Source organism: Sphingopyxis indica (assembly GCF_032879645.1).
In the GTDB taxonomy this organism is placed as follows: Bacteria; Pseudomonadota; Alphaproteobacteria; order Sphingomonadales; family Sphingomonadaceae; genus Sphingopyxis; species Sphingopyxis indica.
This window is the reverse complement of record NZ_CP076394.1, coordinates 423842-444765: the sequence shown is the minus strand read 5'-3', so window position 1 is coordinate 444765 and position 20924 is coordinate 423842. Positions and strand designations below refer to the sequence as shown.

The following is a 20924-nucleotide window of genomic DNA, read 5'->3' as shown; positions in this document are numbered from 1 at the left end:
CGCAGGATACGTGTCCAGCGGGCTTTTCTGTATCCTGATGCCGAAGCGCCCGCCCAACCTGAAGGCGCAGCGCGGCCGGTCATCCCGCAATTGGACTGCCACCACTCGCCAGAGCCGACATCAGCGCGGCTATGGTTGGGAATGGGAAAAGCTTCGCGCTCGCATCCTCGATCGCGACAAGCATCTGTGCCAGCCCTGCTTGCGCAACGATCGCGTCACGCCCGCTACCGAAGTCGATCACAGGCTGGCCAAGCATCTCGGCGGCACCGACGACGAAACGAATTTGGAAGCAATCTGCAACCCCTGCCACAAGGTCAAGACGGCTCGCGAGGGACGCGCACGGCGCGGATCGCGCGGCTGACATCATCCGCCGGCGAGCGCGAGAACCCCTTGCACCGCGCACCCCGGCTCGGCCGCCGTTGTCGGAGATTTCCTGTCCGGAGGGATGGGGGGTCAAATCTCTGGCAGCGGCGGCCTTCTGGACCGGCGGTGGGGTCAAAAATTTGCGCGGTCGAATAGAAGTTTCGCCCGCAATAAAATTTCGAGGCGGGAGGTCGGGTCATGGTGAAGCTGCACACGTTCGACGCAACCGAGGCCGTCGGCGAGCGCCTGCGCCTTCAGGTTTCGGTGCGGCGTTCGTTCTTTCTGCGCACCCGCATTGCCGTCCTGATCATCCGGTTGGCGGCATTCGTCTGTCCGCTCGCCGTCGATATCGTCGAAGCCCAAGATGAAGCGCGGGCGTAAGCCGGACCTGCCGGCGACGAAGGCGCAGAGGGGGACGCTGCGGAGAGACCGGGACGGGGACGAGCCGGTTTCGGGTCCGGTATCGCTTATCGTGGCGGGCGACCCGCCTGTCATGCCCGACTATCTGCAACCGGCAGCACGGGAAATCTGGATCGAAGAACTGCCGCGCGTGATGCTGGGCGGCGTCGCCGAGCTCGATAGCTCGATGTTCGCAACCTACTGCGCGACCGAGGCGCTGGTCCGCGCCGCCTTCATCGCCGGCGAGGCGCCGCCCGCCGCTTATCTGACGGAACTGAGGCGCCTTCGCGAACTGCTCGGCATCGCCGGGCCGCGCGTCCGCCAGGGAGCAAAGCAGGGTGGCGCGCAAAGCCAAAACCCGTTCAGTCGCAACGGCCGTCGAGGCGGATAGCCCGTTCGTCGCGATCGCGCTGGATTATGCTCGCGCGGCCGTCGCCGATCGAAGACGGCGCGACCATTGCGAGCTGGTCCGGCTGACGGCGAAGCGCTTTCTGAGCGACCTCAAGCGAGCGAAGCGGCGGGACTGCCCGTTCTATTTCAGCGAGTGGCACGCCGAAGACGTCTGCGACTTCATCGAGAAGATGCCGCACGTTCAAGGTTCGTGGGACAGCCCTACCCTCACTCTCGACCCGGCGCAGGTCTTCATCCTTGTCAATGTGTTCGGTTTTCGGCGAAAGAGCGATGATCGCCGTCGTTTCACCCGCGCTTATATTGAGGTCGCGCGCAAGAACGCAAAGTCGACGCTGACCGCTGGTATCGCGCTCTATTGCCTAACCTGCGAAGACGAGCTCGGGCCGGAGATCATCATCGGCGCGACGACGGGGGCGCAGGCCGATAAGGTCTTCAAGCCCGCAAAGCTGATGGTCGACCGCACGTCCGCGTTGCGCGAAGCTTTCGGGCTCAAGGCTTGGGCGCGTTCGATCAGTTGCTCCGACAACGGCGGTTCGGTGCAGCCGATCAATGCGAAGTCTTCGACGCAGGATGGTTGGAACCCCTACGTCGGCATTCTGGACGAGCTCCACGCGCACAAGGATCGCGGTCTTTTCGACGTCATCCGCTCTGCCTTCGGCGCGCGCAAGCAGCCGCTGATGTGGATGATCACGACGGCGGGCTATGATGTTCGCGGCGTTTGCTACGAACAGCGGACGCTTCTGGTCAAAATCCTGAACGGCACGGTCGACGCCGATCACTATTTTGGCATCATCTTCACGATCGACGAAGGCGACGACTTTTTCGATGAGCGGGTGTGGCGAAAGGCTAATCCGCTGCTCGGCGCGGCGGTCGATCTCGACGAGCTTCGCGGCTATGCGGTGGAAGCAAAGGCCAGCCCCGCTTCGCTCGGCGAGTTCCTGACGAAGCGCCTCAATGTCTGGCTGAATGCCGCGAGTGCCTGGCTATCGGTCGCCCAATGGAAAAAGGCGACGATCGAAGGGCTCGATTGGAGCGATTTCCACGGGCTCGAATGCACGATCGGCGCCGACCTTGCGGATAAGGACGATATCACCGCGGTCGCCCTGATCGGGCAGACCGATGATGGCCGCATCCTGATTAAGCCCGTATTTTTCATCCCTTCGGAAGCGCTGGTTCGGGAGACGCAGAGCGACACCGGGCAGTCGACCTATGGAGAATGGGCGGGTCACAACGGAGGCCCGCCACTCGACGACGCCGAGATCGGTTTGCCGTCACTGTTCGAGCTCGACGACGCGGGTGAGATCGATTGGTCCAAACCGCTTGCCGAACTGCCCGAGCAGTGGCGCGCATCCATGCTCGTCACGCCCGGAGACTTCGTCGATCATAATCTCGTCGAGATGTTCATTCGATGGCTGATCGCCACGCAGTCGATTCGCAAGGTCACCTTCGATCAGTTCGCAGCCGCGCAGGCGATGGCTTCGCGCCTGAATGAAGACCTTGCGAGCCCCGATGATCCACTCGCGGTCATCCTGCACAAGTCCGCCGCGAACGTGACGAACCCGGCAAAGGAATTGGAGGCGCGCGTGCGCGCCAAGGATCCTTCGAAGCACATTGGACATGATGGCAATCCGGTCCTGACGTGGATGGTGTCGAACGCCGTGGTTACTCGCCACGTCAACGGCACGATCATCCCGAAGAAGGAAAGCCCGGAGAGCCCGAACAAGATCGACGGGGTGGACGCTGTGATAAACGGAATGGCACCGATCGTCATGGTCGAACAGGACGGCGCGGCAGTCGTCGAGCACACGGGGCTCTGATGGGACTGCGCGCTTCGCTCGCCCGCATGATCGGCGGGACGCCGGAAGCCGGCGCGCCTTCGGCGTCGTCGGAACTCGTCGACACGAACAGCGACACCTTCTGGGCGCTTTCGGGCCGTTCAGGATCGCGTGTCGTCATCAACGAGCAGACGTCGCTCGGACTGCCGGCGGTGCTTCGCGCGCTCGAGGTCTTGACCGGCGTCTTCGCGATGACGCCGATGATCTATTATCGCCGCGAGGGCGAAGGGAAGCAGCGCGTCGAGACGTCGCCGCTGTTCACGATTTTTCACGACAGGCCGAACGACGTTCAATCGGCGTTTCTGTTCAAGGAAGTCATGCTCGGCGACATGCTGATGGCAGGCCAGTTCGCCACCTATGTCCACCGGGACGGCATGTATCGGCCGAAATCGCTGTCCCGCCTCAATCCGCGCTCCGTGCTGCCGGCGCAGTTCTGGGATCGCAACGACGGCCTCGAGCTCTTTTACGATGCACAGTTGCCGGACGGGAGCAGCGGCCGCTTCACGCGCACGGACATCTGGCACGTGCCGGGCTTCAGCCGCGACGGCATTTTCGGCGTCAACCGCGTTCGTCTGCTCGACGACATGCTGGGGGCGGCCGTCGCGGCTGGGGAATATGCGCGCCACTTCTGGGAAAATAACGCGCAGCCGGCGACGCTGCTGACGGCGAAGGGCAAGATCAAGCCCGAGGACAAGACGAAGTTCAAGATCGACTGGAAGCGCATGTTTGGCGGCCCGCGCAAGGCCGGTGATGTCGCGGTGCTCGATCAGGAAATGGACGCAAAGACGCTCGGCGCCACGAACAAGGATAGCCAGTTCGTCGAGGTCCGCGCGTTCAACGTCGTTGAGGTCGCCCGCGCATTCGGTGTGCCGCCGCACCTTCTGTTTGAACTCACCCGGGCGACATTCAGCAACATCGAGCAGCAGAGCCTCGAGTTCATCACCTATTGCATGATGCCGCACTATGAGCGCGTCGCCAGCGCGGCCACGCACTATTTCGCTGAAGAAGGGCACTTCTTCGAGTTCCTGCCCGACGCGTTGCTCAAGGGCGACGTGAAGACCCGCTGGGAAGCCTACAAGGCCGCGCGCGAGGCCGGCGTCTTGAACGCCGACGAAATCCGCAACCGCGAGAACATGAATGCGATCGGCGGGGCCGCCGGCAACGAACGCTGGCGTCCGGCGAACATGGCGGTGTCCGGCGAGCCCAACCAGCCCGGCGCGGACACGTCGGACCCCGAACAGCCGTAAAGGACTTGTCACCATGCACAGCCGCATTCTGGCTGCGATCCGGTCGCAGCCCTGGGCGATCCTGCCTGAGTATCTCGAGGCGATCGAAGCCATCGCCGTTCGCGCGCTCGACAATCCCGCGCTCGTCGGCGTCGAGATCGACGGGCATCAGGAGCGTATGGCCGAAGCAGTCGCCGAGATGGGCGCGCCGATGCCGGGAACGCGCAGCGCGGCGATCCGCGATGGCGTCGCGAGTATGCCGCTGTTCGGCCCCGTCTTCCCGCGCGCGAACATGATGACCGAAATGTCGGGCGCGACCTCGCTTGCGTCGCTCGCCGCCGACTTCCGCAAGCTCGAGGCCAACCCCGACGTGCACAATATCCTGATCGTGGCGGACAGCCCCGGCGGCCAGATCACCGATGTTCGCGCCTTCGGTTCGATCGTCGCCGCTTCGAAGAAGCCGGTGACCGTCTTCGCGAGCGGCCTCTGCTGCTCGGCGGCCTATCACATTTGCAGTCAGGCAAAGGAGGTCATCGCCGATCCGTTCGCATTGATCGGCTCGATCGGCGTGATGATGTCTGCCCGGGTGCAGGAAGATCTCGACCGTGACGGCGGTCGTGAAATCTCCATCGTCAGTTCGAACGCGCCCGACAAGCGCCCGGACCTGTCGACCGAAGAGGGCCGGGCGAAGGTCCGCGCGATGCTCGACGGGATCGAAGAAGTGTTTCTGGCCGACGTAGCCCGCGGCCGCGGTGTCCCTGTTTCGACGGTGAAACGGGACTTCGGCGCGGGCGGCACGAAGTCTGCACGGCAGGCCAAGGAAGCGGGCATGATCGACAAGGTGGAGGCCGGTGGCCTCTCCGCGGTCCTCGCCCGCCTTTCGAGGCCGAGCCGTTCAGCAACGCCACGGCGGGCCGCCGCGGTGCTTTCCAACGAAGTCGCGCAGTTGCGCGCTTCATCTTCCCTGTAACAGGAGACTGAAAATGCGCATCACCGCGCTCAAGCAGAGCCTGGCGGCCGTTCTTGCGAGCATGGACGCCATCATCGACGGCGCCCTTGTCGCCGCCACCGACGATGCTCCCGAGCATCACCGCGACCTGACCGAAGACGAGCAGGCCAAGTTCGACGAACTGAAGGCCAAGGCGACGGGCATTCAGGCGCAGATCAAGCGTGAGGAAGAGATGCTCGCGCTGAAGGCGTCGGCCGCTGCGCCGGTGACCGTCCCCGGTCAGCCGGCTTCGCGGACGGTGCCGGCGCAGCCGAAGGCCGAGGTGAAGCCCGGCATCATCGTCGCGCGTCTGGCGCAGGCGGTGGCGATCGGCGGCGCCGACCAGCGCGCGATCGCTGCGGCTGCCGAGACGCTTTACGGCTCCGAGATGGGCCAGATCGTCGCCAACATGGAACAGTCGACCGATACCAAGGGCGGCTTCCTTGTCGATACCGACTATTCGTCCGACTTCATCGACATCCTGCGTCCGCGCGTGGTTATCCGCCAGCTCGGCGCGCGCTCGATCCCGATGCCCGATGGCAATCTGACCACGCGCAAGAAGACTGCGGGCACCACCGCCAGCTATGTCGGCGAGCGCGTGCCGGCGCCGGTGACCGATGTTACCGTCGGCCAGATCACCATGGCGGCGAAGCGGCTGACCGCGCTGGTTCCGATCACGAACCAGCTGATCCGCCGTTCGTCGATGAACGTCCAGATGATGATCCGCGACGATCTGGTCGAGGGCGTCGCCGTGAAGGAAGATCAGCAGTTCCTTCGCGGGGTCGGGTCGGCCACCGCGCCGGCTGGTCTTCGCAACCTGATCGCGGCGGGCAACGTCATCGCGGCCACGGGAACGGAAGACCTCGCCACCGTCACGAACGACCTCGGCAAGCTGCGCCTCGCGGTGCTGCAGGCGAACATTCCGATGACGCAGTGCGGTTACATCATGTCGCCGCGGACGCTGCTCTTCCTCGAAAATCTGCGCGACGGCAACGGGAACAAGGCGTTCCCCGAGGTCGCGCAGGGCAGGCTCGGCATCTATCCGATCGGCGTCACGACGTCGGTGCCCGATAATCTCGGCGCCGGCACGAACGAGAGCGAAATCTATTTCGGTGATTTCGCGCAGTTCCTGATCGGCGACACCGAGCGCGTCGCGATCGCGGCGTCGGACGTCGCGGCCTATGACGACGGCGGCACGATCCGCGCGGCGTTCAGCAACGACGAAACCGTCGTTCGCCTGATCGCCGAGCACGATACGCAGGTCCGCTACGACACCGCCTTCGCGGTGCTGACCGGCGTCACCTGGGCGATGTGATCCGCGGCGGGGCTTCGGCCCCGCCCGGCTTCCAGCCCGCCGACCTCCATTCCAACCTTCGAAGGGGACACCCCATGAAGACCGTGAAATTCCTGATGCCCCACACCATCGGGGCTCTCTATAACACCGACGAGATCGCCGGCTTCTCCGACGAAATCGCGGACGACCTGATCGAGCGCAAGATTGCCGCGCTTCACAAGGGCAAGGGTGCTACCGCGCCCGCTCCTACCCTCACAGCCGACGACCTGAAGGATATGTCGGACGCCGACCTCAACAAGCTGATCAAAGCGAAGAAGGTCAAGATTGCCGACGACGCCGATCATGCCGCCAAGGTGGCGGCCGTCGTCGCGGCGAACATCAAGAAGTAACGGGCTCCTCGCTGGAACTGCGACCGCCGCGCGCGCCTGCGTTCGCGGCGGCCGCCCTTTTGCCCGAACGGGGGTGACATGCGCCAAGGAACGATTGTCACCGTCGCGCCCGTCGGCGAGCCGCTGACGCTGGAAGCGGCGAAACGGCAACTCCGGATCGAGCCCGAAGATGTCGATCAGGATGCGCACATCGGCACGCTGATCGCCGCCGCGCGCCAGAAGGTCGAGAATGAACTGGGTATTCCGATCCTGCGACAGACGCGCCAGACGCACCTTTTTTCCTTCCCGTGCGGCGCCATCTGGCTTGGCGGCGGCGAAGCGATCGATGTTCAATCGATCAAATATTATGACGCAGCCGGCGTCCAGCAGACGATGCTGACGACCGACTATGTCGTTGATGCGGTCAGCCGTCCCGCAACCGTGATGCCGGCGCCATCGCGCGCATGGCCGTCGACCCTTTGCCGCGCAGGATCCGTGCAGGTCGAATGGCAGGGCGGCTGGGCGACCGCCGCCGACGTTCCCGCCGACCTTGTCCACGCGATGAAGCTGCTCGTCGCGCATTGGGATCAGAACCGCGAGGCGGTCAACGTCGGCGCGGTCTCGGCGGAGGTCGAGCAGACCTTCACGGCGCTGATCGACCCTTACCGTATTCCCTTCGTGGCGTGAGCCATGCGTCTCGGTCGTCTCAATCGCCGGATCACGATCCTGCGCAAATCGAACCCGTCGCGCGACGCGCTGAACGAAGAAGTCGTCGAGTGGACCGAGTTCGCGACCTTCTGGGCCGAAGAACTGCAACAGCGCCCGACCGAAAGCTGGAAGGCCGGGCAGACTGCCGCGCAAGTCGAAAAGGTCTGGCGTATCCGGTGGGGCGCGCGCGCGAAGACGATCCTGCCGACCGAGCGCGTCCGGTGCGGCGGACTGACCTATGAAATCATCGGCGTCACCGAACCGGTGCGCCGCACCATCATCCAGATCGTTGCCATCGCCTATTCCGAAGGAGGAATTGCACCATGAAGGTTCGCGTCATCAAAGAGCATCACAATGTTTTCGGCGCGCAGCGCCGGAAAGACGTCGACGACACCTACGATGTTCCCGAGGATCAGGCCCGCTCGCTGATCGCCAGCGGCCATGTCGTCGAAGACAAGGGTAAATCGGTGAAGCCGAAGGCGACGGCGAAAAAGGTGGCGGGCAAGCGAAAGCCCGCGCCCAAATCTCCCGCCAAAAAGACGCCGGTGACCGATGGCGAACCGGGTCCGGGTTGACGGCCTGCGCGAGCTCGAGCGCGCGCTTTCCCAGCTTCCGAAGACAACCGGCAAGAATGTCCTGAAAAGGACGCTCATCAAGGCTGCGGAGCCCGTCGAACAGGCCGCGGAGGAAAAGGCTCCCGAGTTCTCGGGTGCGTTGAAACGGGACGTAAAAACCGGAACCCGCCTCACGCGTCGCCAAGCGGCCACTGCGCGCCGTCAGGGCAAGTTCACCGCTGAGGTCCATGTCGGCGTCGCCGACCCTGCCGGCATCCAGACCGAGTTCGGCAATGCTCGCCAGGCTGCAAAGCCTTGGTTTCGGCCCGCGTGGGACAGCACGCAGGATCAGGCTCTCGACATCATCAAGAACGAACTCGGCGGCGAAATCGAAAAGGCCGCTACCCGGCTTGCCAGAAAGGCGGCCCGGCAAGCGAGAAGGGCGAAGTGATGCAGGAAGCCCTCACCGCCCGCCTGCTCGCCGCTCCGACCATATCGGCGATCTTCGCCGATCGCATCAGTTGGGGCGTGCGGCCGCAGGGCGACCCCTTGCCCGGCGCGGTGCTTCAGGTGATCTATCCGGGCCGGATGTATACGCAGGCCGGTGCCGACGGTATCGGCAATCCGCGCCTACAGGTCGACATCTATGCCGCCACCGCGGCGCAGGCGCTCGCGGGCGCGCGCGCCATCCGCGACCTTCTCGAAATTCCGGCGATCGTCGACGGCATCGACTTCTCGATATCGGTTCAGGACGCCGAGCGCGGGCCGGTGACCGAGGACATCGGCGGCGGCGCAGAGGCGCAGCGCTATTCGATGGATTTTATCGTCTGGTTTTCCCCTGCCGCGTGACGGGCGGCGCCCATTTTCTTTCAGAAGGAGACTGACCCATGGCGGGCAAGCACGGTTTTGGCGCGACCTTTGGGTTGCACGATGGGGTGGCGATTGTGGCCGCCGCCGAGGTTCTGGCGGTCACGCCGCCGAGCCCGACGATCGAAACGATCGACACGACGAACCACGGTTCGGCGGGCGCGATGCGCGAGTTCATCGCCGGCTTGATCGACACCGGTGAAGGCACGGTCCGCGTGAACTATCTCGCGGGATCGGCGACCGATCTCAACTTCTCCGAAGCGGCAGTCTCGCGCGAAGTCCGCGCATGGGAAATGACCGTGCCCGGTTCGGCCGGCGCATGGAAGTTCTCCGGCAACTGCGTCGTGACCTCTTATGAAAAGGACGAGGTCGTCATCGACGACAAGATGACCGCGCTCCTGTCGTTCAAGGTGTCGGGCGCGATCACCGAGGCTGCGGCGGTATGAGGAACGACGGCGTAATCGTCCAGGCAGGCGGCCGGACCCGTCAGTTTCGCTTTAGCGCCAATGCCTTTTGCGACCTCGAAGACGCGACCGGTAAAGGCATGTTCGAAATCCTCGAGACGCTCGACAATGCCCCCTCGCTGAAGTTCGTCCGCGCGGCGGTGTGGGCGTGCCTTCGCCAGAGCGAGCCGGAGATCACGCCCGCCGAAGCGGGCGACGTCATCGACGAACTCGGCTTGATCGCGACCGTCGGCAAGCTGGTCGAAGCGGTGATCGCGGCGTTCCCCGACCAGAGGAAGGCAGGGGAAAGCGCCGAGGGAAACGCGTCGAGGGCGGCGGCTGGGAGTGGGATGAGCTCCTGATCCTGTGGTGCGAAGCGGGGTTCGATCCCGACGCCTTCTGGCGTCAGACGCCGCGCCGCATCGACGCCGCCCTGTCGGGCTATATCAATCGCCGCCGGATCGAGATGGATCAGCATCTCGCGCTGGCGTGGCACGTCGAAATCTTCGCCCGCATGAAGCGGCTTCCGCCGCTCGCGAAGGTGCTTGGGCGCTCGGCGCAGACGCAAATGACGTCGCGCCAAAGCAACGATGAAATTCTCGCTGCGATGCGCAGTTGGGCGGCCGTTCAAAACGCGAAGATGGAAGGGGAGGCGCCATGCTCGGAGCCTTGATCGGCGCGCTTCGCGTCTCGCTCAGCGCGGACAGCGCCGAGTTCGAAAAGGGGATGAAGCGGTCGAAGAAGGAGATGTCCGGCTTCGGCAAGGCCGCCGGCGCGCTCAAGGGTGCGCTGGCCGGGTTGATCGGCGTCGCTGCCATTAACGAGTTCCGGCAGATGGGCCGTGCCGCGCTCGACGCGGTCGGCGGCCTTGGCGAAGCCGCAGCGGCAGTCGGCGTCACCACCGGCGCCCTTCAGGAATATCGCTACATGGCGACGCAGGTCGGCCTGTCGACCGAAGAGATGGACAACACTGTCGCGCAGTTGACCCGCCGCCTCGGCGATGCCGCCGTTGGTGTGAAGGAGCCAGCCGACGCGTTGAAGAAGCTCGGCATCAGCCTGACCGATGCGAACGGGAGAATCCGCAACACCGAAGATGTCCTGCCCGAAGTCGCGGAAGGTATGAAGCGGCTCAAAGACCCGACGATGCAAGCCTCTATCGCGGCGGACCTGTTCGGCCGTTCGGGGCAGAAGCTGTTGCCGTTGCTGATTGAAGGCAAGGACAAGATGCGCGAGTGGGCCGACGAGGCTCGCCGCATGGGCGTTGTGATCAGCGATGAAACCATCGCGAACGCCGACAAGATCGCGGATCAGCTCGCGGCGCAGGATGCGGTGCTCGAAGCGCGCATGAACGCCCTGCTTTCTTCGCGGGCGGAAAGCATCGGCAAGATCGAGACGACCTGGCAGGATATCAAGCTCGGCGCACTCGACGCCGGCGTTGCCGTCATCGACTTCTTCGACGCGTTCGGGGATGGCGCCAAGAGCGCGTGGGCCGACTTCAGCGACTTCAACGAGCAGCAACACAGGTGGGGCGATAACATCAAATCCACGCTGCGCGCCGCGTGGGACGAGTTGCGGGCATTCAACGATCGGCTAGTCGATTGGCAGGAAGGTATAAAATCGGCGTTCGCGGAGGCCGCAACATCGGCGGTTTCGTCGGTGGCGAAACTGGTCGCCGGTGTGCGCGATTATCTGGGCGCGAAGCTCAATGCCATCTTCGACGATCTTCGCGCCAAGATTAAGGCCGCGGGCGACTGGTTCCATGAGCTTTGGGACCGCGTTGTCGGGCACAGCTATATCCCCGACATGGTCGACGCGATCGGGGCGCATATGGCCCGGCTCGATGCCGAAATGCTCAAGCCGATCCAGCAGGCGACGTCGAAGGCGGCCGAAGAGTTCCGGTCCCTGCAACAGGACGTGTCGGCGATCCTCGACCGCCTGTTTCCCGAGCGCGCCGAGCGCAATCAGTTCGATCGCGATACGAAGTCGCTGAACGACTATTATGATGCGCTCATCGCGCGCGGCGGCGATGCGCTGGCGCTCGAGAAGCAGCGCGCCGCCGCGGTCGAGGCGTTGCAGCGCGCCTACCTCGGGTTGTCGCGCGATTATCGCGGCGTCGCGGCGGGCGAAGACCCTCGCGTCGGCATTACCGTGGTCGACGGCCAGAAGACGCTCGAGGAAACGACTGCGGGAATGTTGAACGACCTGCCCGAACGCGTAGAAAAAGCGTTCGGCGCGCTGCGCAAAAATGCCGAAGCCACCAAGGTTCAGGTGGTTGAGAGCTTCGCACAGATGACGCAGGGCGCGCTCAGCGAACTGGATCGGCTGATCCGGGGCGTCAAATCCGGCGGCTTCCTCGACATCCTGAGCGGCATCATCGGCTTCGGGATGCAGCTTGGCCAGTTGGGCGTCTTTGGCAAGACGATCCAGTCGAACATCGCGAGCGCGCCGAGCTTTCGCGCGGCCGGCGGGCCGGTGATGGCGAACCAGCCGTATATCGTCGGCGAGAAGCGCGCCGAGCTTTTCGTGCCGTCGACATCGGGGCGGATCGAGCCGAACCTGAACGGAGCGCGGGCGCGCGGAAACAGCTACTATTTCTCGGGCAACCTGCTGACGCCGGAGTTTTGGGACAAGATCAAGTCGATGGATGACGAAGCCGCGATGCGCGGCTCGCTCGGCGGCGCGAACATGGTCCAAAACTCGATGAACAAGCGGTCCCGCAACCGCCTGGGGCGCCGATGATCATCCTGCCGACGACACCGGGGCCGAAGGTCGCCGAGCCCTATTTCAAGGACATGGGCGGCTGGCAGGAGCCGACCGTCGGCGGCGGCGACGCCGTGCGCATCGACCATCTGGGCGACCGGCACGGCATCACCGTCCAGTTGCCGCCGATGAAGTTCGACGACACGGCCGGGACGAAGCACGGCCGCGTGTGGATATCGCGACTGAAGCGCGGCATGTCGGAGGGCGTCCGACTGCAATTCATCCAGCCTGACTATGCGCCGCCGATCAACTCCGCGAACCTCGGCGCCGCGGCGGCACAAGCGACGCTGATCCCGGTAACGGGCGCGACGCCCAACAAGCTGATCCCCGAAGGGATCGGCTGCACGATCATCAAGGCAGCGACCGGACGGCGCTATTTCCACACGGTCAACACCGACGCGAACACGGGCGCGTCAGGATCCTTCAACCTGTCGGTGCATCCGCGCACGCGTGTCTCGCTCGTCGTCGGCGACACGATCGTCTTTTCGCCGCTCGAGATCGAAGGCCGCCTGATCGGCAACGAACAGCGCTGGACGCTCGACGAAGCGCGCACGGTCGGCCTGCAATTCCAGATTGAGGAAATCGCCTGATGGCCGGTCATCTGCCGCCCGCGCTGGCGGCGTCGTTCGAAAGCGGCCGGTGCCTGCCGGTGCTGTTGCTGCGCATCGACTTGCCGTCGATCGACCCGCTGATGCTGCTCTATGGTTCGGGCGAGATCGTGTGGAGCGGCGATACGTTTGTCGGACAGGATAGCCGCTTCGGCGCGCTGACCGCGCTCGACCCGCCCGAAGACGGCGTCGGCAACGAAGCGCCGACAATGTCGTTCGAGATCGCGACGCCGAACGACACGGCGGCGGCGTTGCTCGCCTCGCCCTTCTATCAGGGCGCGCGCACGCGGCTTTGGGTCGGCGGGCTCGACGCGGCTGGCGCGCTGCTCGAGCCTTATCCGCTGTTCGACGGCACGCTCGACCGCCCGCTGCTGAAACTCGACCGCGGCGTCCGTTCGGTCGAATTCGATTGCGGCGGCTGGGAAAAGTTGTTCGCCGACACCGAGGGCCAGCGGCTTGCCGACGCTTCGCATCAAGAAGTCTGGCCCGGCGAAACGGGCCTGATCTATGTCACCGGCATCACGCGCACGATCATCTGGGGTCCGGGCGAGCGACCGGGTAACGGCCCGGTCTATGGTAGCGGTGGCGGCGGCGGCCGTTCGCCTTGGAACGACAATTATCATAAGCGGCCCAATCTCCTATGACGCATCCTTTGGAGCGTCGCCGGCGCGCAACGCAGGCGACGATCGACCGGTTCGACGGGCATCCGTTCGAATGGGGCAAGTTCGACTGCGCGAAGATGGTCGCGCATCAGCTTCGCGGCCTGCGCCGACCGATCCCCTATGCCAAGGCCGGGCGCTATGCCGACGCGCTCGGCGCCGCGCGTGCGCTGAAGCGGCTGGGGCACGACACGCTGGGATCGCTGATCGACAGCAAGTTCGATGCGATCCCGCCGGCGGCGTGCCTGCTCGGCGACATTATCGAGTTCGAGGCGGATAATCCGCTCGGCGCGATGGGTATCGCGCTCGGGAACAATGCGGCCTTCATGTATCACGAAGAGACCGAAGGCCCCGTTTCCTGTCGCATTATTTCCGCGCTCCGGGGCTGGAGGATCATCTAATGGCGAAAGCGCTGAAGAAGGTCGCGCTCGTCATCGGTGCGGTGGCAGCGGTGGCGACGGGCGTGGGCGCGATTGTCGGCGCCGGTGCCTTCGCCGCCGCAACCGGTGCCTCTCTCGCGACGGTCGCAGCGGTAGGAACGGTCGCTTCCGTCGCGGCTCAGGCGCTCAACATGATTTCGCCGCCGAAGCCGAAATCTTCGATCGCCGGCTCCCAAACCAGCTTCAAGCTCGATCCGGCGGCCGGAATTCCCTATCCCGTCGGCCGGACCTTCTTCGCGGGCAATGCGGTGCATCGCGATACGTGGGGCACCGACAATCAGTATCAGGGCTTCACGATCGTGTGGGGCGGCGGCGGTCCGATCGACGCGATCGAGGCGTTCCGATACGACGAGGCGACGATCAGCTTCGACGGCGCCGGAAATGCGATCGGCGGTTACAAGGATTTCATGTGGCTGCGCACGCAGCTGGGCGCCTGCCCCTCTCCGGCGCTGACGTCGCCCGTCGCCGGTTATCCCGGCTGGGGGGCGTCGTCGAAGCTGTCGGGCTATGCCGCCGGCGTCTGGGTCGTAAAGTTCGACAAGAAGGGCAAGAAGTTCGCGGCGGGGCTCGGGCGGCCGGGTGCGGTTATTCGCGCGGTCAAGGTCTATGACCCGCGGCTCGACAGCACCTATCCGGGAGGGTCAGGATCGTGTCGTCCGCTCGACGAAGACACCTATGTCTATTCGGAGAACCCGTGGCTGCACGCACTGACGTGGGCGCTCGGCCGCTGGGAGAATGGCGTGAAGGTGATCGGCGTCGGGATGCCGATCGAGCAAATCGCGGTCGCGTCGTTCGTCGATGCCGCGAACGTCGCCGACGCGAATAGCTGGAAATGCGGCGGCGTCGTTTCCTCGGTCGACGACAAGTGGGACGTGCTGACCATGTTCGCCCAGGCGGGCGGCGGGCAGTGCATCCGCCTGGGCGCGAAGCTGACGGCGTTCGTCGAAGCGCCGCGCGTCGCGATCGCCACGATCCGCGAAACCGACCTGGTCGGAGCGGCGTCGATCGCGGGAACGCAGTTCGAGCGATCGCGCATCAATGGCGTGGTGCCGATCATCCGATCGGAAGCGCATGGCTGGGAACAGGTGCCGTGCGATCCGGTGCGGTTCGACACCTATGTGACCGAAGATGGCGGCCGGCGCACGGCCGAAACCGAGTTCGTGCTTGTCCAGCAAATCAAGCAGGGCGCCGAGCTCGCCGCCTATGAGGTATTGAACTCGCGCGAGTTCGGCCCGATCGACCTCGAGCTCAAAATCCAGTGGCTCGGGATCGAACCCGGCGATCTCGTCACCCTCGACATGCCGCGCGTCGGCCTCGCGATGCAGCCGGCGCTCGCGCTCGCCCGCGGCGTCGATCCGGGAACGGGCAATGTCGCGCTGTCGCTGCGATCGGAAACAGCGTCGAAGCATGACGTCGCGCTCGGCCGGACCACGACGGTCGCACCGTCGCCGGGCCTTGTGCCGATCGACATTTCGCAGGTCGCCGCGCCGGGGATTGGCGCGTGGATTGCCGAGGGCATTCAGATTGACGCGCCCGACGGGACGGCGGTGCCGATCATCGTGGCGCGCGGCGCCACCGACAACCCGAACGCCAGCCATGTCGTCTTCGAATATCGCCCGGTGGTCGATCCAGTCGGCGCGATGCCTGCGGACCCGGAGATCGGCGACATCGCCACCGACGCGACCGGCGCCGAGTTCGTCTATGAAGCGGGCGGTTGGGCGCGCCGGTGGCTGATGCAGGCGACGCAGGATGCAGGCGTCACCGTTCAGGAGTTCGCGGCCGTCACTCCCCTGACGGCCTATGAGATCGGCGTTTCCTATGTCTCGCGCGGTGTGCTTGGCGAGCGGCGGACGCTTGGCCCGATCACGGTGGGAGCGCAGAGCGGTTACGGTCGGCTTATCCTGTTGCCCGAGCCGCCGAGTGCCGAGAACAGCATCGCGGGCGATGTTTGGCAGGATACCGACGGCCGATACTGGATCAGGCGCGAGGACACGCACCTGTCGATCGGCGGCAATCGCCTGATGATCGGCGGCAACGCGCTGACGATGACGTGGACGCCCGCCCCGGTTCAGCCGGTGCGCAACCAGATCGACGCGGCACTGTCGGTCGCGCTCTCGGCGACGGCCGCTGCAGCGCAACTCGCGCAGGATGCGCAGGCGACCGCGGACGGCAAGATCGACACCTATTATCAGGCATCGCCGCCCGTCGCCGCGTCGATCGGCGACCTGTGGTTCGACACCGACGATGGCTACAAGCAGTATCGTTGGTCGGGAAGTGCGTGGACGCCGGTGCAGGATACCGGTATCGGCCTCGCCTTGACCGCAGCGGCCGGCGCGCAGGCGACCGCCGACGGGAAGGTCCGCACTTTTTTCAGCGAGAGCACGCCGACCGCGGAGGCAATCGGCGACCTGTGGTTCAAGCCTTCGACCGGCTATCTGAAACGCTGGGATGGCGCATCGTGGACAGACGTCGCGAACGTCGGCGCGACGGCATCGCAGCTGGCCGACATATCGTCGGCGCTGTCCAGCGCCGCCTATGCGCAGGCGACGGCCGACGGGAAGATTGATAGCTTCTATCAGACCAGCGCCCCCGGCAGCGGCACCCTTGGCGATCTATGGTTCGACACCGATGACGGCAACAAGGTCTATCGCCACAACGGGACGTCGTGGGTCGTTGCGCAGGATAGCGGCATCGGCGCGGCGATCACGGCCGCCGCGGGCGCGCAGGCGACGGCGGACGGCAAGGTTACGACGTTCGTTTCGGAAAGCACGCCGACGGCGCAAGTCGCCGGCGACCTGTGGTTCAAGCAGTCGACCGGCGCGCTGCGCCGTTGGACCGGCTCGTCATGGGGCGATCCGCTGGTCGACCTCACGGCCGCGGCGCTGCCGCGTCATGAGCCCGCGAGCGCGACGCTATCGTTCGTCGCGGATTATCAAGGGACCATAACGCCGTCCGATCAGTTGCCCGACAGCGTTAGCATCAAGCGCTACGTCGGCACTACCAACGTCTCGACCGACGCGGGCACGACATGGTCGATTGTTAGCCAAGGCGCGATCACCGGCGGCACGGTGACCGTTTCGGGCGGAAACGTGAATTTCCCTGCCGGGCTCAACATTCCGACGTCGACGGTCGTCCGAGTGAAATCGAGCCGCGCGGGCTTCGACATCTTTACGGACATCGCGGTCAGCCGAACCGACACGCCCAAGCCCGATACAGGGACGGCGACGGGCGGGACGATCGTCAACGATGCATCGCTCGATCCGTTTTCGACGACGACGCTTGTCAAGGTCAGCGACACGATGACGGTTCACACCGGATCGGTCGGCAAGATCGAATTTTCCGGCAACCTCGGCATCATGGGCGCGAGGGATGCACCAACTGGCAGTTTCGGCGCAATTGCGCAATGGAAATACAAGCTGGTTGGTGCAGGATCCTTTACCAACGCGGGCGCCGCCATCAACGATAGCTCGCCGCTTCAAGTAACCGAAGTCTTCGATCCGCCGGGCTATGTCCGAACTCCGGGGTCTATCAACGTCGCGCGAAGCGTGACGGGCCTCACGCCCAACACCGATTATGTCGTCGAGCTTTGGGCGTCCCGAGACAGCAGCACCCCAGCCAAGACCTTGAGCTTGAGCGGCGGAGTATCCGTCACCGGCACCTAGCCCATCTGAAAATCGGTATTGAAGGAGAATATGGGTGGCTGACACCGAAGTCTGGAATTTGGGCGGGCCGATTGCGGCGCCTGCCGCCGCCGATCGTCTCCCCGCGGCGACCGGAGCGAACAGCGGCGGCTATTCGCTGCGCTCGGATTTTGTGTGGAAAAACGCTGCGGGGCAATATCTGCTCGGAACGACGGTCGGGGCGGCCGACCTGACGGTGGGAGGGGTCAACGGCGGCGCAAATCGGTCGGTGCAACTCGGTTCGGCTGGCGCCATCCGAATGCGTATGGAGACCGATGCAGCCGGCGGCCTTGGCATCGTTACAGTGACCAACGACGCCTCTACGGGCGAATTGGCTTTCAAAACCGGCGCGGCATCAACCGAGCGCTTTCGCATATCGGCGGTCGGCGCGGTCGTTCCCGGGGCGAACCTTGCTCAAGATTTCGGAAGCTCCGTGAAGCAATGGAACAAGGTTTTCACATCTGAGTGCGCGTCCCTAAACTCGGTCAATCTGAAGCTGACGACGGCCGGGGGTGGTTGGTATGTTTCGAGCGCTGCCGGTCATTTCACTCCTATAGTCGACAACGCCTATAGCATCGGGCAGGCGCCAGCCCGCCCTTCCGTGATCTTCGCGGCGTCCAGCACGATCAGCACCTCCGATGAACGCAAAAAGACGTGGCGCGGCGCGATGACGACGGCCGAGCTGGCGGCTGCGAAACGGATCGTCGGAGAACTGGGCTTCTTTCAGTGGAACGATAGCATCGCCAAAAAGGGCGCGGCGAACGCGCGCTATCACTTCGGCGTCAAGGCGCAATCGGTGTGGGCGATCATGGCCGATGAGGGGCTGATCGATCCCATAACCTCCGGTATCGCACCCGACAGCCAATATGCCTTCCTCTGCTGGGACGAGTGGGAGGATCAAACCGAGGAACGTCCGGTCATCAACCCCGAAACCGGTGAGCCGACGGGCGAGATCGAGACGATCATGATCGCGGAAGCGGGCAACCTCTTTGGCATCCGCGCTGATCAGCTTGCGCTCTTCCTGATCGCAGCGCAGCAGGCGATGATCAACGACCATGAAGCGCGCCTTGCGGCGCTGGAAGGGGCGGCGTGATGCGAACTCCCCTCATTCGCCGGCTGCGCGGGGCGGTCGACCGGAAGCGCGGCGTCATGCTCGATCGCGACGAACTGGCGCGCGTCTATACGGCGGCACGCGCCGCGCGCGGTGCAGCCGATCCATGGGTTGACGCGATGCGCCGCGCGGTGCTGGCGGGCGCTGGGTTCAAGCTGGACGCGAAGGCGGCCGCCGCATCGCTCAGGCTTATCGACATTGGAGGGAGCGCATGAGCGCCACGGAAATCATCACCGCGAGCGTGACGGTCCTGACGACGCTCGGCGGCGGTATCGCCTTCGTTTGGAATAAGATCGAGAAGCGCTTCAGCGAGATCGAGACGAAGCTCGAGGAATGCCAGAAGCGCGAGCTCGAGAGCAAGCAGCGTGAGCTCGAAAGTCAGAAGCGGCGGTCGGTCCAACTGACCGCGATCGAACTGCTGTGGCAGGAGGTTCAGCGGATCGCGCCTGAGAGCATGGTGTTGGTCCGGGCAAAGAAGCTGCTCGATGATCTGAAAATCAGCAACGACGAAGTGGGCTTCGTCGACTGACCGCGTGTGCGGTCGACCATCAGGAGAAAGAGACATGGCTATTACGCTCGGGCAGCGGTCGCTGTCCCGGCTCGTTGGCGTGCATCCAGATTTGGTGCGCGTCGTGAAGCGCGCCGCCGCCATGGCGACGCCTGCCGAAGACTTCACCGTCCTCGAGGGCGTCCGCAGCCGCGAGCAGATGTGCATCAACTATGGCAAGGGGCGCACCGCCGCGCAGTGCGAGGCAAAGGGCGTCCCGGGCAAATATGCGCAGCCGCGCGCCGCGAAGGTGACGTGGCTCAATAATCCGTTCGCCAGCAACCATCGCAAGATGTTCGACGGGTTCGGCCACGCGGTCGACCTCGCACCATGGCCGATCGACTGGAACGACCTCAAGCGTTTCGACGCGGTCGCCCACCTGATGCTGCGCGCCGCGACGATCGAGGGCGTCCCGATTCGGTGGGGCGCCGACTGGGATCAGGACGGCAAGCCGCGCGAGCGCGGTGAAAGCGACAGTCCGCACTTCGAGCTCGCGCGCTGAGCGCACGCCTTTCCCCAGCGTTCAGGAACTCTCTGCGACGCGCCGAAGCTGGCGGCGTGCGCGATCCATGAAAGGAGCTCTTATGCTCGATTGGCTTTTGAACCGCCTTCGCGAACCGTCGACCTATGCCGGCTTTGCCGGTCTGGCGCTCGCGCTCGGCCTCTCCGACAACCAGTGGGCGGCCATCTCGGCGGCCGTCGCCGGCATTGCGGGTGCGATCGCGGTGCTTCTCCACGACAAACAGCCCGAAGCCTGATGCTCGGGCGCGTGCTGGCCGGGACGGGCGCGCTTGCGCTCGTCCTGGCACTCGCGTGGCTGTTCGGCGAAGCGCGCTATGACGCGGGCGCCAATGCCGAGGAAGCCAAGTGGCAAGCCGTCATCGCCGACAAGGAACGCGAGATCGCGGACCTGCGCGTCAGCGCAGAGCAGCGGGTCACGCAGGCGGTGAACTCCTATGCGGACAGGATCGCGGCGATCGAGCCGGTGATCGTCCGCTCAACCGACACGGTGACGAAATATGCTCAAACTTCTGCTGGTTCTGCCGAGTGCCTTTCTGCTGACCGCGTGCTGGGGATCGACGCGGACGCCGCCGCCCTCGGCCTACGCCCCGCCGCCGCCGCCCAAGGTGGCGACAGTCCCTTGCCCGCGATCCCCGATCCGCCGTAATCCCGACGGGTCGCTGTCGAGCGCGCAGAGCGAAGCAGCCTTGCGGACGCGCGACATCGACCTGGCTAAATGCGATGCGCGGCGACAGGCCGCAATCGACGCGTGGCCTGAATAGTCACGGCCGGCATAGAGCAAGAGGGCGGGCGCTTCGGCGCCCGCCTTTTTCGTTTTCGGTCAACGCGGATTGATTGTTGTCGAAATTGACGCGGGCATAAAAATAGGGCAATTCCCCCTAGTGTTGGGGGACGCAATCCATGTCTTTTCGCTGCTTCGCAGAGGTATCGGCCGCACCGGCGAGATCGGAGCGGTCGGTGGTTTTCTGGACTTCATCGGCGTCTTCCCCCGATTTTCGGATATCGTCGGGACCATCGATGGTTGCATCGGCTCGGTGTTAATCTGCCTTGCAGCTAGTGCGATATATGATTGTGTAGAGATTTCGATTAGGCCGGATTTGACTTCGGCTTCTTGCAAAGGTGATGAACCAGAGCTACCTTT

Annotated in this window: 27 protein-coding genes; all 27 read left to right on the top strand. The window is 64.6% G+C overall.

The features are described from left to right. Nucleotides 1–37: 37 nt before the first annotated feature. The 27 genes from KNJ79_RS02125 to KNJ79_RS01995 all read left to right on the top strand — a co-directional run bounded on the left by KNJ79_RS02125 (nucleotide 38) and on the right by KNJ79_RS01995 (nucleotide 20429). Nucleotides 38–361: an HNH endonuclease gene (locus tag KNJ79_RS02125; protein WP_317152605.1), complete on the top strand. Its 324-nt coding sequence runs from the start codon at nucleotides 38–40 to the stop codon at nucleotides 359–361. 200 nt (nucleotides 362–561) lie between these two features. After that, complete coding sequence (locus tag KNJ79_RS02120; protein ID WP_317152604.1) at nucleotides 562–744, top strand: hypothetical protein; 183 nt, start codon at nucleotides 562–564, stop codon at nucleotides 742–744. A gap of 112 nt (nucleotides 745–856) precedes the next feature. Continuing rightward, nucleotides 857–1153, top strand: coding sequence for a hypothetical protein (locus KNJ79_RS02115; protein WP_317152603.1), 297 nt, complete (start codon nucleotides 857–859; stop codon nucleotides 1151–1153). After that, nucleotides 1101–2990, top strand: coding sequence for a terminase large subunit (locus tag KNJ79_RS02110; RefSeq protein WP_317152602.1), 1890 nt, complete (start codon nucleotides 1101–1103; stop codon nucleotides 2988–2990). Before KNJ79_RS02115 ends, KNJ79_RS02110 begins: the two co-directional genes overlap by 53 nt. Continuing rightward, complete coding sequence (locus KNJ79_RS02105) at nucleotides 2990–4255, top strand: phage portal protein (RefSeq protein ID WP_317153978.1); 1266 nt, start codon at nucleotides 2990–2992, stop codon at nucleotides 4253–4255. The genes KNJ79_RS02110 and KNJ79_RS02105 overlap by 1 nt, the downstream gene beginning before the upstream one ends. 13 nt (nucleotides 4256–4268) lie before the next feature. After that, nucleotides 4269–5204, top strand: coding sequence for a S49 family peptidase (locus KNJ79_RS02100; RefSeq protein WP_317152601.1), 936 nt, complete (start codon nucleotides 4269–4271; stop codon nucleotides 5202–5204). Between the two features lie 13 nt (nucleotides 5205–5217). Beyond that, nucleotides 5218–6537 (top strand): phage major capsid protein, encoded by a 1320-nt coding sequence (locus tag KNJ79_RS02095; RefSeq protein WP_317152600.1) that lies wholly within the window; start codon nucleotides 5218–5220, stop codon nucleotides 6535–6537. A 74-nt stretch (nucleotides 6538–6611) separates the two neighbouring features. Beyond that, the gene (locus KNJ79_RS02090; RefSeq protein WP_317152599.1) at nucleotides 6612–6905 is read left to right on the top strand and encodes a hypothetical protein; all 294 of its coding nucleotides are present in this window, start codon (nucleotides 6612–6614) and stop codon (nucleotides 6903–6905) included. Nucleotides 6906–6983: 78 nt separating this feature from the next. Beyond that, nucleotides 6984–7571, top strand: a complete 588-nt coding sequence (locus tag KNJ79_RS02085) for a head-tail connector protein (RefSeq protein ID WP_317152598.1) — start codon at nucleotides 6984–6986, stop codon at nucleotides 7569–7571. A gap of 3 nt (nucleotides 7572–7574) precedes the next feature. Next, on the top strand, nucleotides 7575–7919 hold the full coding sequence (locus KNJ79_RS02080; RefSeq protein ID WP_317152597.1) for a phage head closure protein: 345 nt from the start codon (nucleotides 7575–7577) through the stop codon (nucleotides 7917–7919). Beyond that, nucleotides 7916–8167 (top strand): hypothetical protein, encoded by a 252-nt coding sequence (locus KNJ79_RS02075; RefSeq protein WP_317152596.1) that lies wholly within the window; start codon nucleotides 7916–7918, stop codon nucleotides 8165–8167. The genes KNJ79_RS02080 and KNJ79_RS02075 overlap by 4 nt, the downstream gene beginning before the upstream one ends. Further along, nucleotides 8145–8597, top strand: coding sequence for an HK97-gp10 family putative phage morphogenesis protein (locus KNJ79_RS02070; protein WP_317152595.1), 453 nt, complete (start codon nucleotides 8145–8147; stop codon nucleotides 8595–8597). Before KNJ79_RS02075 ends, KNJ79_RS02070 begins: the two co-directional genes overlap by 23 nt. Next, the gene (gene gp17, locus KNJ79_RS02065) at nucleotides 8597–8995 is read left to right on the top strand and encodes a tail completion protein gp17 (protein WP_317153977.1); all 399 of its coding nucleotides are present in this window, start codon (nucleotides 8597–8599) and stop codon (nucleotides 8993–8995) included. Before KNJ79_RS02070 ends, gp17 begins: the two co-directional genes overlap by 1 nt. A gap of 38 nt (nucleotides 8996–9033) precedes the next feature. Then, the gene (locus KNJ79_RS02060; RefSeq protein WP_317152594.1) at nucleotides 9034–9459 is read left to right on the top strand and encodes a phage tail tube protein; all 426 of its coding nucleotides are present in this window, start codon (nucleotides 9034–9036) and stop codon (nucleotides 9457–9459) included. Continuing rightward, on the top strand, nucleotides 9456–9818 hold the full coding sequence (locus KNJ79_RS02055; protein WP_317152593.1) for a hypothetical protein: 363 nt from the start codon (nucleotides 9456–9458) through the stop codon (nucleotides 9816–9818). Before KNJ79_RS02060 ends, KNJ79_RS02055 begins: the two co-directional genes overlap by 4 nt. Nucleotides 9819–9922: 104 nt before the next feature. Next, nucleotides 9923–10129, top strand: a complete 207-nt coding sequence (locus tag KNJ79_RS02050; protein WP_317152592.1) for a hypothetical protein — start codon at nucleotides 9923–9925, stop codon at nucleotides 10127–10129. Continuing rightward, nucleotides 10114–12195, top strand: coding sequence for a phage tail tape measure protein (locus KNJ79_RS02045; RefSeq protein WP_317152591.1), 2082 nt, complete (start codon nucleotides 10114–10116; stop codon nucleotides 12193–12195). Before KNJ79_RS02050 ends, KNJ79_RS02045 begins: the two co-directional genes overlap by 16 nt. Beyond that, nucleotides 12192–12806: a hypothetical protein gene (locus KNJ79_RS02040; RefSeq protein WP_317152590.1), complete on the top strand. Its 615-nt coding sequence runs from the start codon at nucleotides 12192–12194 to the stop codon at nucleotides 12804–12806. Before KNJ79_RS02045 ends, KNJ79_RS02040 begins: the two co-directional genes overlap by 4 nt. Further along, nucleotides 12806–13468: a hypothetical protein gene (locus tag KNJ79_RS02035; RefSeq protein WP_317152589.1), complete on the top strand. Its 663-nt coding sequence runs from the start codon at nucleotides 12806–12808 to the stop codon at nucleotides 13466–13468. Before KNJ79_RS02040 ends, KNJ79_RS02035 begins: the two co-directional genes overlap by 1 nt. Beyond that, nucleotides 13465–13884, top strand: a complete 420-nt coding sequence (locus tag KNJ79_RS02030) for a DUF6950 family protein (RefSeq protein WP_317152588.1) — start codon at nucleotides 13465–13467, stop codon at nucleotides 13882–13884. The genes KNJ79_RS02035 and KNJ79_RS02030 overlap by 4 nt, the downstream gene beginning before the upstream one ends. Then, nucleotides 13884–17585 (top strand): phage tail protein, encoded by a 3702-nt coding sequence (locus KNJ79_RS02025; protein WP_317152587.1) that lies wholly within the window; start codon nucleotides 13884–13886, stop codon nucleotides 17583–17585. Before KNJ79_RS02030 ends, KNJ79_RS02025 begins: the two co-directional genes overlap by 1 nt. A 322-nt stretch (nucleotides 17586–17907) precedes the next feature. Beyond that, a complete protein-coding gene (locus KNJ79_RS02020; protein WP_317152586.1) occupies nucleotides 17908–18696 on the top strand; it encodes a tail fiber domain-containing protein in 789 nt (262 codons plus the stop codon). Further along, entirely contained in the window at nucleotides 18696–18929 is a 234-nt protein-coding gene (locus KNJ79_RS02015) for a hypothetical protein (RefSeq protein ID WP_317152585.1), read from the top strand. Before KNJ79_RS02020 ends, KNJ79_RS02015 begins: the two co-directional genes overlap by 1 nt. Then, entirely contained in the window at nucleotides 18926–19243 is a 318-nt protein-coding gene (locus tag KNJ79_RS02010) for a hypothetical protein (RefSeq protein WP_317152584.1), read from the top strand. The genes KNJ79_RS02015 and KNJ79_RS02010 overlap by 4 nt, the downstream gene beginning before the upstream one ends. A 34-nt stretch (nucleotides 19244–19277) precedes the next feature. Beyond that, nucleotides 19278–19763, top strand: a complete 486-nt coding sequence (locus KNJ79_RS02005; protein ID WP_317152583.1) for a M15 family metallopeptidase — start codon at nucleotides 19278–19280, stop codon at nucleotides 19761–19763. Between the two features lie 82 nt (nucleotides 19764–19845). Continuing rightward, nucleotides 19846–20019: a hypothetical protein gene (locus KNJ79_RS02000; RefSeq protein WP_317152582.1), complete on the top strand. Its 174-nt coding sequence runs from the start codon at nucleotides 19846–19848 to the stop codon at nucleotides 20017–20019. Then, nucleotides 20019–20429 carry a hypothetical protein gene (locus tag KNJ79_RS01995; protein WP_317152581.1) on the top strand — a complete coding sequence of 137 codons (411 nt, stop codon included), beginning with the start codon at nucleotides 20019–20021 and terminating at the stop codon, nucleotides 20427–20429. The genes KNJ79_RS02000 and KNJ79_RS01995 overlap by 1 nt, the downstream gene beginning before the upstream one ends. Nucleotides 20430–20924 lie beyond the last annotated feature (495 nt).